Source organism: Staphylococcus capitis subsp. capitis (assembly GCF_040739495.1).
Lineage (GTDB): Bacteria > Bacillota > Bacilli > Staphylococcales > Staphylococcaceae > Staphylococcus > Staphylococcus capitis.
In genome coordinates, this window is sequence record NZ_CP145263.1 from 1,108,221 (window position 1) to 1,124,628 (window position 16,408).

General features: G+C 32.1%; 15 protein-coding genes, 1 riboswitch and 1 other annotated feature. All 15 genes read left to right on the top strand.

The genetic code is table 11. From position 1 onward, the window contains the following. Position 1 precedes the first annotated feature (1 nt). The 15 genes from mutM (at position 2) to clpX (ending at position 16,288) form a co-directional block, all read left to right on the top strand. Positions 2 to 874 carry a bifunctional DNA-formamidopyrimidine glycosylase/DNA-(apurinic or apyrimidinic site) lyase gene (mutM, locus tag V6C74_RS05610; RefSeq protein WP_016898225.1) on the top strand — a complete coding sequence of 291 codons (873 nt, stop codon included), beginning with the start codon at positions 2 to 4 and terminating at the stop codon, positions 872 to 874. 15 nt (positions 875 to 889) lie between these two features. Continuing rightward, positions 890 to 1,489, top strand: a complete 600-nt coding sequence (gene coaE / locus V6C74_RS05615; protein WP_002453425.1) for a dephospho-CoA kinase — start codon at positions 890 to 892, stop codon at positions 1,487 to 1,489. Between the two features lie 196 nt (positions 1,490 to 1,685). Next, positions 1,686 to 2,711 carry a type I glyceraldehyde-3-phosphate dehydrogenase gene (gene gap, locus V6C74_RS05620; RefSeq protein ID WP_002453424.1) on the top strand — a complete coding sequence of 342 codons (1,026 nt, stop codon included), beginning with the start codon at positions 1,686 to 1,688 and terminating at the stop codon, positions 2,709 to 2,711. Positions 2,712 to 3,066: 355 nt separating this feature from the next. Continuing rightward, a complete protein-coding gene (gene nrdR, locus V6C74_RS05625) occupies positions 3,067 to 3,537 on the top strand; it encodes a transcriptional regulator NrdR (protein WP_002453423.1) in 471 nt (156 codons plus the stop codon). Next, positions 3,538 to 4,923 (top strand): DnaD domain protein, encoded by a 1,386-nt coding sequence (locus tag V6C74_RS05630; protein ID WP_016898224.1) that lies wholly within the window; start codon positions 3,538 to 3,540, stop codon positions 4,921 to 4,923. It abuts the gene before it with no gap. Beyond that, positions 4,923 to 5,843 carry a primosomal protein DnaI gene (gene dnaI / locus V6C74_RS05635; protein WP_049390728.1) on the top strand — a complete coding sequence of 307 codons (921 nt, stop codon included), beginning with the start codon at positions 4,923 to 4,925 and terminating at the stop codon, positions 5,841 to 5,843. The genes V6C74_RS05630 and dnaI overlap by 1 nt, the downstream gene beginning before the upstream one ends. Positions 5,844 to 6,190: 347 nt before the next feature. Then, positions 6,191 to 8,128 carry a threonine--tRNA ligase gene (gene thrS / locus V6C74_RS05640; RefSeq protein WP_103175536.1) on the top strand — a complete coding sequence of 646 codons (1,938 nt, stop codon included), beginning with the start codon at positions 6,191 to 6,193 and terminating at the stop codon, positions 8,126 to 8,128. 49 nt (positions 8,129 to 8,177) lie between these two features. Next, positions 8,178 to 8,353: riboswitch (Lysine riboswitch) on the top strand. 220 nt (positions 8,354 to 8,573) lie between these two features. After that, positions 8,574 to 10,073: an amino acid permease gene (locus tag V6C74_RS05645; protein WP_002453419.1), complete on the top strand. Its 1,500-nt coding sequence runs from the start codon at positions 8,574 to 8,576 to the stop codon at positions 10,071 to 10,073. Positions 10,074 to 10,133: 60 nt separating this feature from the next. After that, positions 10,134 to 10,257, top strand: a sequence feature (ribosomal protein L20 leader region). Between the two features lie 27 nt (positions 10,258 to 10,284). Continuing rightward, on the top strand, positions 10,285 to 10,812 hold the full coding sequence (gene infC, locus V6C74_RS05650; protein WP_002436083.1) for a translation initiation factor IF-3: 528 nt from the start codon (positions 10,285 to 10,287) through the stop codon (positions 10,810 to 10,812). 27 nt (positions 10,813 to 10,839) lie between these two features. Continuing rightward, complete coding sequence (rpmI, locus tag V6C74_RS05655; protein WP_001830767.1) at positions 10,840 to 11,040, top strand: 50S ribosomal protein L35; 201 nt, start codon at positions 10,840 to 10,842, stop codon at positions 11,038 to 11,040. A gap of 48 nt (positions 11,041 to 11,088) precedes the next feature. After that, a complete protein-coding gene (rplT, locus tag V6C74_RS05660; RefSeq protein WP_002436058.1) occupies positions 11,089 to 11,445 on the top strand; it encodes a 50S ribosomal protein L20 in 357 nt (118 codons plus the stop codon). A gap of 180 nt (positions 11,446 to 11,625) precedes the next feature. Beyond that, positions 11,626 to 12,234 (top strand): NUDIX domain-containing protein, encoded by a 609-nt coding sequence (locus V6C74_RS05665; protein WP_002453418.1) that lies wholly within the window; start codon positions 11,626 to 11,628, stop codon positions 12,232 to 12,234. A 19-nt stretch (positions 12,235 to 12,253) separates the two neighbouring features. Next, on the top strand, positions 12,254 to 13,171 hold the full coding sequence (locus V6C74_RS05670; RefSeq protein WP_002453417.1) for a hypothetical protein: 918 nt from the start codon (positions 12,254 to 12,256) through the stop codon (positions 13,169 to 13,171). A 163-nt stretch (positions 13,172 to 13,334) separates the two neighbouring features. Next, positions 13,335 to 14,636 carry a trigger factor gene (gene tig / locus V6C74_RS05675; RefSeq protein WP_002453416.1) on the top strand — a complete coding sequence of 434 codons (1,302 nt, stop codon included), beginning with the start codon at positions 13,335 to 13,337 and terminating at the stop codon, positions 14,634 to 14,636. Between the two features lie 389 nt (positions 14,637 to 15,025). Continuing rightward, positions 15,026 to 16,288, top strand: a complete 1,263-nt coding sequence (clpX, locus tag V6C74_RS05680) for an ATP-dependent Clp protease ATP-binding subunit ClpX (protein ID WP_002436051.1) — start codon at positions 15,026 to 15,028, stop codon at positions 16,286 to 16,288. Positions 16,289 to 16,408 lie beyond the last annotated feature (120 nt).

Sequence of the window (16,408 nt, forward strand, 5' to 3'; positions counted from 1 at the left end):
AATGCCAGAATTACCAGAAGTTGAACATGTTAAAAGAGGTATAGAACCTTTTGTAATAAATGAAAAAATTGATAAAGTTATTTTTTCAGAGAAGGTAATCGAAGGTAAAAATAATCAAAGAGAAACAATTATAAAAGGTATAGAGTTAGATAGTTTTAAAAAATTAACTGAAGGTTATGTTATATCTGAAGTTCTTAGGCGTAGTAAGTACATCGTTTTTCATATTGAAAAAGACAATGATCGTAGAATTTTGATAAGTCATTTAGGAATGGCAGGAGGATTTTTTGTAGTAGATGATTTAAAAGAAATAGGAACGCCAAATTACCGTAAACATTGGCAAGTGATTTTCGAACTTAACAATGGTAAAAAATTAGTTTACTCAGATATTAGACGTTTTGGAGAAATTAGAAATATTGCCAATTATGAAAGTTATCCTCCTTTTCTAGAAATAGCTCCAGAACCATTTGATAAAGAAGCAATGATACATTATCTGAGTTGTTTTGATATTAATAAATACGCTAATAAACCTATTAAACAGATGATTTTAGATCATAAAGTAATTGCTGGTGCTGGTAATATTTATGCTTGTGAAGCACTTTATAGAACTGGTATTCGACCTGATAAAATTGCTAACTCATTGAGTCATCAACAAAAAGAGATGTTATTTTATTATGTTCAAGAAGTTCTTGAAGAGGGTATTAAATACGGTGGAACAAGTATTTCTGATTATCGCCATGCTGACGGTAAAACCGGAGAAATGCAATTGCATTTAAATGTTTATAAACAGAAATATTGTAAAACATGTGGGCATGAAATAGAAACAAAAGTGATTGCCACTAGAAATAGTCATTTTTGCCCAAATTGTCAGAAATAAAGGAAGCGTGAAAATATGCCAAAGATTATTGGACTAACAGGTGGAATCGCAACTGGTAAATCAACAGTCTCAGAATTATTAACTGCTTATGGATTTAAGGTTGTTGATGCGGATATTGCATCTCGAAAAGCTGTTAAGAAGGGTTCAAAAGGATTAGATCAAATAAGAGAGAAATTTGGTCAAGAAGCTATTGACGACAATGGTGAGATGAATCGTAAATATGTTGGAGAACTTGTCTTTAATAATCCAGAACAACGAATAGAACTTAATAAGATAGTTCATCCTATTGTTAGAGAAATAATGGAAGAAGAGAAGAATCACTACCTAAATGAGGGATACAATGTCATTATGGATATTCCTTTGTTATTTGAAAATGATTTACAAGATACTGTGGATGAAGTTTGGGTAGTTTACACTTCTGAAAGTATTCAAATTGAACGTTTAATGGAAAGAAATGATTTATCACAAGAAGATGCTAAGGCACGTGTGTATAGTCAAATATCTATTGATAAGAAAAGTAGAATGGCGGATCATGTCATAGACAATCTAGGTGATAAACTTGAATTAAAACAAAATTTACAACAACTTCTTGAAGAAGAAGGTTATATTGATTAATAAAGTTAGCGTACACAAAGCATTGTTTTGTGTACGTTTTTTATTTTTATATGTTAAATAATAAGTATAACTTATTTAAAATGATAGATAAAAGTTCGAACATGAGTATAGGGAAACGCTTTCAAAAGACAGATAATATGTTATACTAATTCCATAAAGTATAACATATAAATAAATGTTCAAGGGGTGCTTTTTAATGTCAACGAATATCGCGATTAATGGAATGGGTAGAATTGGAAGAATGGTGCTACGTATAGCTTTAAAAAACAAAAACTTAAATGTTGTAGCGATTAATGCAAGTTATCCTTCTGAAACTATTGCACATTTAATTAATTATGATACAACTCATGGTACATATGATAAAAAAGTTGAAGCAACAGAAAATGGTATTAAAGTAGATAATCATGAAATTAAACTTGTTTCTGATAGAAATCCAGAAAACTTACCATGGAATGAATTAGATATCGACATTGTTATTGAAGCTACTGGTAAATTTAATCATGGAGATAAAGCCATTGCTCATATTAATGCAGGTGCAAAGAAAGTATTACTCACAGGCCCTTCAAAAGGTGGAGAGGTACAAATGATTGTTAAAGGTGTTAATGATGACAAACTTGATATTAATCAATACGACATCTTTAGTAATGCTTCATGTACTACCAATTGTATCGGTCCAGTTGCAAAGGTCTTGAATGATAAGTTTGGCATTGTAAATGGTTTAATGACAACTGTTCATGCCATTACTAACGATCAAAAAAATATTGATAATCCTCATAAGGATTTACGTAGAGCACGTTCTTGCAATGAAAGTATTATTCCAACTTCAACTGGTGCCGCTAAAGCGCTTAAAGAAGTGTTACCAGAAGTTGAAGGGAAACTTCATGGAATGGCTTTACGTGTTCCAACTAAGAATGTCTCACTTGTTGATTTAGTCGTTGATTTAGAAAAAAATGTCACTGCTGAAGAAGTAAATGAAGCATTTAGACAATCGGACTTAGATGGCATTTTAGATGTTGAAGATGCACCTTTAGTATCAGTAGACTTTAATACGAATCCTAATTCTGCAGTTTTAGATTCTCAATCTACTATGGTTATGGGTGAGAATAAAGTAAAAGTAATTGCTTGGTATGATAATGAATGGGGTTACTCTAATCGTGTTGTAGAAGTAGCTGAACAAATTGGAGAACTGATTGAGAAAGAAGCCACTGTTAAAGCAGTATAATTAAAAAACAGTATAAGACATGTAATTATAAGCTGTCGACAAAGTATGAACAATCATAAAGTTAGTATTTATCTGACTCATATTGGTTGGTTTTAATCCTTTGTTGACAGCTTTCTATTTGGAAATTTGTTGTAAGACTTATATCTTTATAATAAATACATTAGAAAACGTAATTAACTTAATTTAAAATTCTGTTTTAAACATTTATACAAAGATTCATTTTTAGAGTAAAATATCATTTAAAATTCTATATTTATAGCATTAAAATCTAAATTCTAGCGTAAATAACCTTTCTTTTTTACAATACAATTATGTAGTATAATGTACGTTAATCAAACTTAAGAGGGTGACATAAATGAAATGCCCAAAATGTAATTCAACACATTCTAGAGTAGTTGATTCTAGACACGCAGATGATGCAAATGCAATAAGACGAAGAAGAGAATGTGAAAATTGTGGAACTCGGTTTACTACTTTTGAACACATTGAAGTAAGTCCGCTTATCGTTGTTAAAAAAGATGGTACTCGAGAACAATTTTTAAGAGAAAAAATATTAAATGGGTTAGTGAGATCTTGTGAAAAGAGACCAGTAAGATACCAACAATTGGAAGATATTACCAATAAAGTCGAATGGCAATTACGTGACGAAGGTCAAACTGAAATATCCTCAAGAGATATAGGGGAGCATGTAATGAAATTATTAATGAATGTTGATCAAGTATCATATGTTAGATTTGCATCTGTCTATAAAGAGTTTAAGGACGTTGACCAATTACTTGCTTCAATGCAAGGAATCTTGAGTGATAATAAACGGAGTGATTATTAAATGGGATTACAGTCGTATGAGTATGGGTTAAGACCTCAAGATAGCTTCGAGGTCATCAAAGAATTTCAATTAACGACAGAACATTTAGAAATATTGAACCGTCTCTTTACGCCTTTAATCGGTCCGCAATCTATAGGGCTTTATCACTTTATCAATCAATTTGTAGACGACCATCATCATTATCCGCTCACTCATTATATATTTATGAATGAGTTAAAAATAAATCTTTTAGACTTTAGAAAGCAGATGGATTATTTAGAAGCTATCGGGTTAATTAAAACCTTTGTTAAGCATGAAGAGCAGCAAACACGATTTGTATATCAATTAATACAACCTCCTACAGCTTATCAATTTTTTAATGATCCTATGTTATCTGTTTTTTTATATAGTGAAGTTGATAAAAATCGTTATCAGTCTTTAAAGAATCATTTTGAAAAAGACAAAAAGGATTTAAGTCATTATCAACAAACGACTAGGAAGTTTACTGAAGTTTTTAATGTACCCAAAAAGGTTTTGAATCAAGATTTAGCTAATCTTAAACAAGCTAATCACTATAGTGGTATTGATTTATCCAATGAGACATTTGATTTCGAAATGTTGAGACATATGTTAAATCAACACTTTATCAGTAATGAAATCGTAACTAAAGATGCTAAAGAATTAATTATTCAATTGGCTACATTATATGGTTTGACTGCCGATGGAATGAAAAAAGTTATATTAAATTCAATTACTAGTGCGCAACAATTATCATTTGAAGAAATGCGCAAGCAAGCACGATCATATTATTTGATTGAACACGAAAATCATTTGCCTAAATTACAATTGAAAGGTGAGTCTTTTGATAAATCAACTCAAGAAAAAGATACACCCCTAGATAATACTGATGAATGGTTACAATTATTAGACGAAACTAGTCCTATAGATATGTTAGCGAGTTGGTCAGGTTCTGAACCTACGCAATCACAAAAAAGTATGATTGAAGAATTAATTGATAGAGAAAAAATGAGTTTCGGTGTGATTAATATACTATTGCAATTTGTTATGCTAAAAGAAGATATGAAGTTACCCAAATCTTACATATTCGAAATTGCATCAAATTGGAAGAAAAAAGATATTAAAACAGCTAAGCAAGCGTACAACTATGCACTTCAAGTTAATCAACCTAAAAGTTATGACCAAAATTTCAAAGGGAATAGAAACTATTCCAGACAAAACAAGCAACTTATTTCAAAAGAGAAAACTCCAAAATGGCTTGAAAATAGAGAGGCTCAATCAAATACATCAGTTACAAAAGATTCAACCACAAAAGATGAAAAATTAGAAAAAGATCGAAAAGCATTCTTAGAACGCTTGAATAAAAAATGGGAGGAGGGCAATGAGTAATGAAAAGTTTCAAGAACATAATGGGTGCGTCAGACGACTTAAATAAACGTATTGAGAAAATCAAGCAAAATGTTATAAAAGACCCAGATGTTAAAGAGTTTCTAGAGCAACATCAATATCAACTTACGAATGCAATGATTGATGAAGATTTAAATGTTTTACAAGAGTATAAAGATCAACAGAAGCATTATGATGGTCATCGTTTTGAAGAATGTCCTAATTTTGTTAAAGGGCACGTACCTGAGTTGTATATAGAAAATGAAAGAATTAAGATTAGATATTTGAAATGTCCATGTAAAATTAAGCATGATGAAGAACGCTTTAACTCTCAACTCATCACCTCACATCATATGCAACGTGATACATTAGATGCAAAATTAAAAGATATTTACATGACTGAACGTGATCGTTTGGACGTAGCGATGGCTGCAGATGAAATATGCACAAGTATAGCTAATAATGAAAAAGTAAAAGGATTATATTTGTATGGGCCTTTTGGAACAGGTAAGTCATTTATATTAGGTGCAGTTGCTAATCAACTCAAATCGAAGAAGATTTCATCCACTATTGTTTACTTACCTGAATTTATTCGTACTTTAAAAGGTGGCTTCAAAGACGGTAGTTTTGAAAAGAAACTAGAACGTGTGCGTGAAGCTAATATACTTATGCTTGATGATATAGGTGCTGAAGAGGTTACACCATGGGTAAGAGATGAAATTATCGGACCATTATTACATTATAGAATGGTTCATGAGTTACCTACGTTTTTCAGTTCGAACTTCGACTATAGTGAATTAGAGCATCATTTATCTATGACGAGAGATGGAGCTGAGAAAACTAAAGCAGCTAGAATTATTGAACGTGTTAAAACACTATCTACACCATATTATTTAGAAGGTAAAAATTATAGAAACAATTGAATTTTATCTTATGAGGTGTATAATGGACTTAAATCTTAATCGTTGAAACTATTGAAGATAAGATAATTTAATCACTATTACACAGAAAGTCATTAGTTGATGAGAATATGGCTAATATATTAAATTATTACTACTTCATATTGATATTTGTAATGAATATCCGGCTCGAGACCGTTATCTCATGTAGAGTAGCTTAGTTATTATTTTTATAAAGCTGAGCAACTAGGGTGGTACCACGACAAACTCGTCCCTTGTTATAGGGGGCGAGTTTTTTGTTTTGTGGATAGTTATCTTAATCATTCAATAAGTCAACGATCAGATCTTTTTAATTTTTAGGAGGGTTTAATATGGATCAAATTAATATTCAATTTCCAGATGGTAATTCAAAAGAATTTGATAAAGGTACTACTACTGAAGACATCGCTCAATCTATTAGCCCAGGTTTAAGAAAGAAAGCTGTAACAGGTAAATTTAATGGTCAAATGGTAGATTTAACTAGACCACTTGAGGAAGATGGATCAATTGAGATTGTTACACCAGGTAGTGAAGAGGCTTTAGAGGTTTTACGTCATTCTACTGCGCATTTAATGGCACAAGCATTGAAGCGTTTATATGGTGATGTGAAATTTGGTGTAGGTCCGGTGGTTGAAGGCGGATTTTACTATGACTTTGATATGGATGAAAAAGTATCATCAGATGATTTTGAAAAAATAGAAAAAACGATGAAGCAAATCGTTAATGAGAATTATAAAATAGAACGAAAAGTTGTAAGTAGAGATGAAGCGAAAGAATTCTTCAAAGATGATCCATATAAATTAGAACTTATTGATGCAATTCCAGAAGATGAGAGCGTTACTTTATATTCACAAGGTGAATTCACTGATTTATGTCGTGGTGTACATGTACCTTCGACTTCTAAGATAAAAGAGTTTAAATTACTATCAACTGCAGGTGCTTATTGGCGTGGTGACAGTAACAATAAAATGTTACAACGTATATACGGTACTGCGTTTTTTGATAAAAAGGATTTAAAAGCGCATTTACAAATGCTTGAAGAACGTCGTGAAAGAGATCATCGCAAAATAGGTAAAGATTTAGAATTATTTACTAATAGCCAACTTGTTGGTGCTGGATTACCTTTATGGTTACCAAATGGCGCTACAATCAGACGTGAAATTGAACGCTATATTGTAGATAAAGAAGTGAGCATGGGATATGACCATGTATATACTCCAGTATTAGCAAATGTTGATTTATATAAAACTTCTGGTCACTGGGATCATTACCAAGATGACATGTTTCCACCTATGAAATTAGATGAAACTGAAGAAATAGTATTAAGACCAATGAACTGTCCACACCATATGATGATTTATAATAATAAACCACACTCTTACCGAGAATTACCAATCCGTATTGCGGAATTAGGTACTATGCATAGATATGAAGCAAGTGGTGCAGTTTCAGGTTTACAACGTGTTCGTGGAATGACTCTTAACGATTCTCATATATTTGTGAGACCAGATCAAATTAAAGAAGAGTTCAAAAGAGTAGTCAATATGATTCAAGAAGTTTATGAAGACTTCGGTTTTAAGGATTACACTTTCAGATTAAGCTACAGAGACCCTGAAGATAAAGAAAAATATATGGATGATGATGAAATGTGGAATAAAGCTGAATCAATGCTCAAAGAAGCAGTTGATGAAATGGGTCTACCATATGTAGAAGCTATTGGTGAAGCGGCATTTTATGGTCCTAAACTTGATGTTCAAGTTAAAACTGCAATGGGTAAAGAAGAAACTTTATCTACTGCGCAGCTTGATTTCTTACTACCTGAACGTTTTGAACTCACTTATATTGGTAGTGATGGTGAACAACATAGACCAGTAGTTATTCACCGAGGTGTTGTTTCTACAATGGAACGTTTCGTCGCATTCCTTACTGAAGAAACTAAAGGAGCTTTCCCAACATGGTTAGCACCAAAACAAGTCGAAATCATTCCAGTTAATGTAGATTTACATTATGATTACGCTCGCCAATTACAAGATGAACTTAAATCGCAAGGCGTTCGTGTTGAGATTGATGATCGTAATGAAAAAATGGGTTATAAAATTCGTGAAGCGCAAATGCAAAAAATACCATACCAAATTGTTGTAGGGGATAAAGAAGTAGAAAATAATGAAGTCAATGTAAGACAATATGGTTCCCAAGATCAAGAAACACTTGAAAAAGATGAATTTATTTGGAATTTGGTGGATGAAATTCGTTTGAAAAAACATAGATAACCTTGAAAAGATAGGTCGTATCATGTATATTACAGATGAATGAAATAAAATTAGAGTTAGAGGTTGCATCTTTAATTAGTAACTAGTCAGAAGTCGTATGGGACATGTGTTGAATTAGTGAAAGGTAACGATGCCGAAACAATTGTAAAACCATAATTTATAATTGTTGGGACAGTTTTCGACAAGAAGCTGTACTGTCACAGAATGTGATGTGCTACCTTATATAGATAAAACCTAAGTGGTTGCATATATTAAAGGTATGTAACCACTTTTTATTTTCGTATTGTGTAGTATTTAGCTTAATAAATGATTTAATGCTATTATTGTCACAAAGTTTGTTGCTTATAAATTTTTTAATCAAACTTTCATATTTAAAATATATATTTATTACACAAAGAGAAAAATAGTTACATGTTAGCCTCTAAGACAAGGAAAGGGAGCTTCTATGAGTAAAAAAGAAAATCAAAATGACGGTGTCCAAAGAGGATTAAAAGACCGTCATATTTCAATGATCGCTATAGGTGGTTGTATTGGTACAGGTCTATTCATGACATCTGGTGGTGCTATTCATGATGCTGGTGCGTTAGGTGCTTTAATTGCTTATGCAATTATTGGTGCAATGGTATTCTTCCTGATGACATCTCTTGGGGAAATGGCTACTTATTTACCAGTTTCCGGTTCATTTAGTACATATGCTACACGCTTTGTTGATCCATCACTGGGATTTGCATTAGGTTGGAACTATTGGTTTAACTGGGTAATAACTGTTGCTGCTGATGTTACCATTGCTGCACAGGTTATACAGTATTGGTCACCTATGCAAGGTATACCAGCGTGGGTTTGGAGTTGTATCTTTTTAGTAATTATATTTGCCCTAAATTCTTTATCAGTGAGAATTTATGGTGAAAGTGAATATTGGTTCGCTTTAATAAAAGTAATAACTGTAGTTATATTTATTGTCATTGGTTTATTAACAATTGTTGGGATTATGGGTGGTAAATACGTCGGTTTTGATACATTTACCAAAGGTGATGGTCCTATTCTAGGTGGAAATTTAGGTGGTAGCCTATTATCAATTTTAGGAGTATTCCTTGTTGCAGGTTTCTCATTCCAAGGAACAGAATTAATAGGTATTACAGCTGGTGAGTCTGAAAATCCAGAAAGAGCCGTCCCTAAAGCGATTAAGCAAGTGTTTTGGCGTATCTTATTATTTTACATTCTAGCAATATTCATTATAGGTATGTTAATTCCTTATGATAGTAAGTCTCTAATGGGCGGTGGAGATAGCATTTCTACTTCTCCATTTACACTTGTGTTCAAAAATGCTGGTCTTGCTTTTGCAGCATCATTTATGAATGCCGTTATATTAACGTCTGTTTTATCTGCTGGTAACTCAGGAATGTATGCATCAACTCGTATGTTATATTCAATGAGTAAAGACAAATTAGCATTTTCTTCTTTTGGTAAGACTAACAAAAGTGGCGTACCTTATTTATCATTAATTGCTACTGGTGTACTTGTTGTAATCATCTTTGCTTTACAGCATATAAGTGGAGATGCATATGAATATATTGTTGCAGCTAGTGGTATGACAGGGTTTATCGTTTGGGTAGGTATAGCAATAAGTCACTATAGATTCAGACGAGCATTTGATAAACAAGATTATGATAAAAGTAAACTTAAATATAAGGCTAAGCTGTTCCCATTTGGCCCTATATTTGCAGGTATATTATGTATAATTGTTATCATCGGACAAGATGTAGACTTTATAAAAACAGGACATTTTGATCTTAATCGTTTTGTTATTACTTATATGGGAATACCTGTTTTCTTAGCGTTCTTCATTTACCATAAGCTACGCTATAAAACGAAAATGATTCCACTTAACAAAGTTGATTTAAGACAAGATGTTTCGATGGATGAAATTAGACATCACAATAAATAACAAAAAAACAATTGACTTACATGTTTATTATTGATATGATTAGTAACGTTGAATACGAAACGAACCAAGTAGAAGCACCCGCTTCTCACCTGTAGCGACGCAATAGCAGTTGGCAGGTTAATCATGTTACACAATAAATGTGTGGAAGAAGAGCGGGTATTGTTACTCGCTCTTCTTTTTTGCTTGGGACAATTTCGTAAAACTCTAGGAGGTGTCAACCATAGCAAAAGATCAAACTCAAGTTAATGAGAGAATTCGTGCAAAAGAACTACGTTTAATCGGCCAAGATGGTGATCAAATTGGTGTGAAATCGAAACGTGAAGCTTTAGAAATGGCTGAACGAGTTGATTTAGATTTAGTTGTTGTCGCACCAAATGCGAAACCACCTGTTGCGAGAATTATGGACTACGGTAAATATAAATTCGAACAACAGAAAAAAGAAAAAGAAATGAAGAAGAAACAAAAAGTCATTAATGTTAAAGAATTACGTTTAAGTCCAACAATTGAGGAACATGATTTCCAAACTAAGTTGAAAAATGGACGTAAATTCTTATCTAAAGGCGACAAATGTAAAGTTTCTATTCGTTTCAGAGGTCGTGCGATTACGCATAAAGAAATTGGTCAACGTGTATTAGAACAATTTGCAGATGAATGTAAAGATATAGCAACAGTTGAACAAAAGCCTAAAATGGAAGGGCGTCAAATGTTTATCATGTTAGCGCCTATCAATGAAAAATAATCGTTAAATAATAGGAGGAAATGAATCATGCCTAAAATGAAAACTCACCGTGGAGCTGCTAAACGTGTTAAAAGAACTGGTTCTGGTCAATTAAAACGTTCAAGAGCTTTCACATCTCACTTATTCGCAAACAAAAACACTAAACAAAAGCGTCAATTACGTAAAGCTAAATTAGTTTCAAAAAGTGATATGAAACGCGTAAAACAATTATTAGCTTACAAAAAATAATATTTAATACGAAATTACAAGATAGATAATATCTAAGGAGGAATTATTATGCCACGAGTTAAAGGTGGAACAGTAACAAGAGCACGTCGTAAAAAAACGATTAAATTAGCTAAAGGTTACTTCGGTTCAAAACATACATTATATAAAGTAGCTAAACAACAAGTAATGAAATCAGGTCAATATGCTTTCCGTGACCGTCGTCAACGTAAACGTGACTTCCGTAAATTATGGATTACACGTATTAACGCTGCTGCACGTCAACACGACATCAGCTATTCTCGTTTAATGAACGGTTTGAAAAAAGCTGAAATCGATATTAACCGTAAAATGTTATCAGAAATTGCTATTTCAGATGACAAAGCTTTCGGTGAATTAGTTACTAAAGCTAAAGAAGCTTTAAAATAATATTAGATTAAGAGATGACTTAGGTGTCATCTCTTTTTTTATGGCAATTCATAGTTGTGTATCATTTTCAATTGCCATTAAGATTTTTGTGATTAAAACTTCATAATAAAGTAAATCGCAAAATAAGTAGATTTTTGCTAAAATGACTGATATAAAAGTATATACCTAAAGGAGATTAATATGTCTAAATTTGATGAACAAATTATCGTTGTTCCACGAAAAGTACTTTTTAATGATGAGAAAAATGCTTTTAATGGATTTTTACATAAAAATAATATTAAAGGTAAAGATATCTTTAATGCATTAAGTGAATACGAAGTAAAAAGACGTGGAGATATGGAAGAGGATTCCACATTTAAACAGCTTATTTCATATTGTTTATTAGAAAATGAAAAAGGTGAAATCCTTGTATATGAGCGCTTATCTGGCGGAGGAGAAGAAAGGTTGCATGGTCAATCTTCTATAGGAGTAGGTGGTCATATGAACGACGTTATGGGAGCAGACTCTATCAATGAAGTACTAAGAGTTAATGCTCAAAGAGAATTAGAAGAAGAAGTTGGCCTTGCAAAAGAAGATTCTCAAAACATGGAATATCTTGGATTTATTAACGATGATAATAATGAAGTAGGAAAAGTTCACATGGGCATTGTTTTTAAAATTACTGTAAATACTACTGATGTTGAAGCGAAAGAGACAGATACCCTTAGAATTAAATGGGTAGAAAAGGGTAGTATTGAGTCGTATGATGATTTTGAGACATGGAGTGCTTTAATTCTTCAAGATTTATAAAGATAGGAGTGCATAATCAATGTCAAATGTAATTCCATTTCCACAATCAGAGGAGAAAATAAGAAAGCAAATTAATGAAGCTCAAACGAGTCTTGATTTAATGTATGATTTGTTTGAGAAGTATGAAATGCATTTTGAACTTAGTGAAGAATTAGCATTGAAAAAATGTTGGATGCTTCATCAGATGAGCTCTTTTTTAGAATTAAGAGAAGAAGCAATTATATTATTAAAGCGTGGATTAAATTGTTATGACGATTTAATGATTTATTATATAAAAAGTTTAAATGGGTTAGGTCAATATTACCAAGCGGTCGAAGTAATTAATCAAATTATCGATGAAGTTAAAAATCATAAAACGAGAATGGAATTATTTCCATTGAAAGAATATGCACAATCTAAACTTGATCAAGATAGAAAAATGATTTCAACTTCTTTATCTCAATTTGATGAGTTCAATAGTAGAGAACAGACAGCACTAATCCTCCAACTTATTGATAACGGTCATTATCAATTTAAAGAAAGTATCGCTCATTTATTAACAACATTAGATTTACCTAATAATATAAAAAGCTTGATGCTAGAATATTTAAGATTTGCGGGTTATCAACGAACAATTGATATTAACAAATATCGTCTTAGTGCAGAAGTTATACCATCGAAATTATGTGGACTTGAACATACAATAATGAAGAAACTAGTTATTCCTCAAGTAATTCAAAGGCTTGAAGATGGGGCTTTGCATATTGTAGATGAAGCTCATCATATCATGAATAATCACTCGATTCTTCTATATCCATTAAATATTGAAGATTTGTATGATATAGAAGATTGGATAAATGCATACGATGTTTATTTCAAAGCGTTACTTGGTATAGATATAACTGTTGAAAACATAAACACACTTGAATTTATAAAATCTTTAGATATTGAAAGCTAAAATTCATTTGTTGCAAATTAGCTAAAAGAATTTTAATATAGTATCTATTGAAAACAAATAAACATGAAAAAGTCAGTATTTTCAATGTTTGTTTACGTTTTGAACCTATGATATAATAGGGAAGTTGAAAAAATAAATTAGTCAATCATGGAGGTATTTATACATGACAGCAACTTGGGAAAAAAAGGAAGGTAACGAAGGCGTATTAACAGTTACAGTTCCAGCAGAAAAAGTAGACAAAGCATTAGATCAAGCATTCAAAAAAGTAGTTAAACAAATTAATGTGCCTGGTTTCCGTAAAGGTAAAGTGCCTCGTCAAATTTTTGAACAACGTTTTGGTGTAGAGGCATTATACCAAGATGCAGTTGATATCTTATTACCTGAAGCTTACGGTGAAGCTATTGATGAAACTGGTATCAACCCAGTAGCGCAACCTGAAGTAAGCGTTACTCAAATTGAAAAAGGTAAAGACTTTATTTTCGATGCTACAGTAACAGTTGAACCTGAAGTTAAATTGGGCGACTATAAAGGTCTTGAAATTGAAAAACAAGATACTGAACTTACAGATGATGAATTGCAAGAATCAATTGATCATAGTTTAGGTCATTTAGCAGAAATGGTTGTTAAAGAAGATGGAGCTGTTGAAAATGGCAATACAGTAAACATCGACTTCACAGGTTCTGTTGACGGTGAAGAATTTGAAGGTGGACAAGCTGAAGGTTACGACCTAGAAGTTGGTTCTGGTTCATTCATTCCAGGATTTGAAGAACAATTAGAAGGTATGAAAACTGGCGAAGAAAAAGATGTAGTCGTTACATTCCCAGAAGAATATCATGCTGAAGAATTAGCTGGTAAGGAAGCTAATTTCAAAACTAAAGTCAATGAAATTAAATATAAAGACGTTCCAGAGCTTAATGATGAAATTGCGAACGAATTAGATTCTAATGCTGAAACAGTAGATGAGTATAAAGAAAACTTACGCAAACGTTTATCTGAACAAAAAGCTACTGAAGCTGAAAATACTGAAAAAGAAGAAGCAATCAACAAAGCAACTGAGAACACTACAATCGACATTCCAGAGGCTATGGTTAACACTGAATTAGATCGTATGATTCAAGAGTTTGGCCAAAGAATTCAACAACAAGGTTTAGATTTACAAACTTATTATCAAATCTCAGGTCAAAATGAAGATCAACTAAGAGAACAAATGAAAGACGATGCAGAGCAACGCGTTAAAACAAACTTAACTTTAACAGCTATTGCTGATGCTGAAAATGTTGAAGTTTCAGACGAAGACATCGATAAAGAATTAGAAAAAATGAGTGAACAATTTAATATTTCAGTTGAAGATATTAAATCAACATTAGGTAATACTGACATTGTTAAAAATGATGTTCGTATCCAAAAAGTTATTGACTTATTAAGAGATAATGCTAAATATGTTGAATCAACAAAAGAAGACTAATTAACAAGTAAAGTTAATTTAACTTGCGCTATTTAATCAATTACTGATTGTTCGTATACTATGTTAATGTCATAAAGTGGGAGAGGGACGAAATATAATTTGTCAAAATTATTTTCATTGTCCCTCTCCCAACTTGCCCTACTTGTAGAATTTCGCTGAAATGAAATTCACTATGTTGGGCCCTGTTGACAAAGATGAATATGTTGGAAGAATCTTGGTATAAGCGCGCTTCCAATTCAGACATCTACTGCCAATATGTTGAGTGAGGCTGAGACAATGAATCATGTCCCAGCCTCATAACTATGTAAGCAGATAAATTGTAAATGTATAAAGTTGCATTGTAGAATGCAATCTAGTATAGTCTTTAAAGAATAGGGGTGTATATAAGAATGTTCAAATTCAATGAAGATGAAGAAAATTTAAAATGTTCTTTCTGCGGTAAAGACCAAGATCAAGTTAAAAAATTAGTCGCAGGAAGTGGCGTATATATTTGTAATGAGTGTATTGAATTATGCTCTGAAATCGTTGAAGAAGAATTAGCTCAAAATACGTCTGAAGGATTTACTGAATTACCAACTCCTAAAGAAATAATGGATCATTTAAATGAATATGTTATCGGCCAAGAAAAAGCTAAAAAATCATTAGCAGTAGCTGTATATAATCATTACAAACGAATTCAACAATTAGGACCAAGCGATGATGATGTTGAACTACAGAAAAGTAACATCGCTTTAATAGGTCCAACGGGTAGCGGTAAAACATTATTAGCTCAAACATTAGCTAAAACGCTTAATGTACCTTTTGCTATTGCTGATGCAACAAGTCTTACTGAAGCCGGTTACGTTGGTGATGATGTTGAAAATATACTATTACGTTTAATCCAAGCTGCAGACTTTGATATAGATAAAGCTGAAAAAGGTATCATTTATGTAGATGAGATTGATAAAATTGCTCGTAAATCTGAAAATACTTCAATTACACGTGATGTTTCAGGTGAAGGTGTACAACAAGCATTACTTAAAATTTTAGAAGGTACAACTGCAAGCGTTCCTCCACAAGGTGGTCGTAAACATCCAAATCAAGAATTAATTCAAATTGATACTACAAATATATTATTTATTTTAGGCGGTGCCTTTGATGGTATTGATGAAGTTATCAAACGTCGTCTAGGTGAAAAAGTTATTGGCTTTGCTAGTAATGAAGCAGACAAATACGATGAAGAAGCACTATTAGAACAAATTAGACCTGAAGATTTACAATCATATGGTTTAATTCCGGAATTTATCGGACGTGTTCCTATTGTTGCAAACCTTGAAACATTAGACGTTGCAGCGCTTAAAAATATTTTAACTCAACCTAAAAATGCATTAGTTAAACAATATACTAAAATGCTTGAGTTAGATAATGTTGAGTTAGAATTCACTGAAGAAGCGTTATCGGCTATAAGTGAAAAAGCTATTGAGCGTAAGACTGGTGCTCGTGGTTTACGTTCAATTATTGAAGAAGCACTTATTGATATTATGTATGACGTGCCATCAACTGAAAATGTAAGTAAAGTTGTTATAACTGAAAATACAATTAATGAAGAGATTGAACCTGAATTATATGATTCAGAAGGTAATCTTGTTAATGAAGATAAAACTTCTGCTTAATTTAAAAGCTAAACAGTGTCACACTTCTGTGACACTGTTTTTTTATGTGTTGATTTAAATATATAATCAAATATATCTTATCGACACTAAATCATATATAATGTTAGAGTTAAGTTAAAT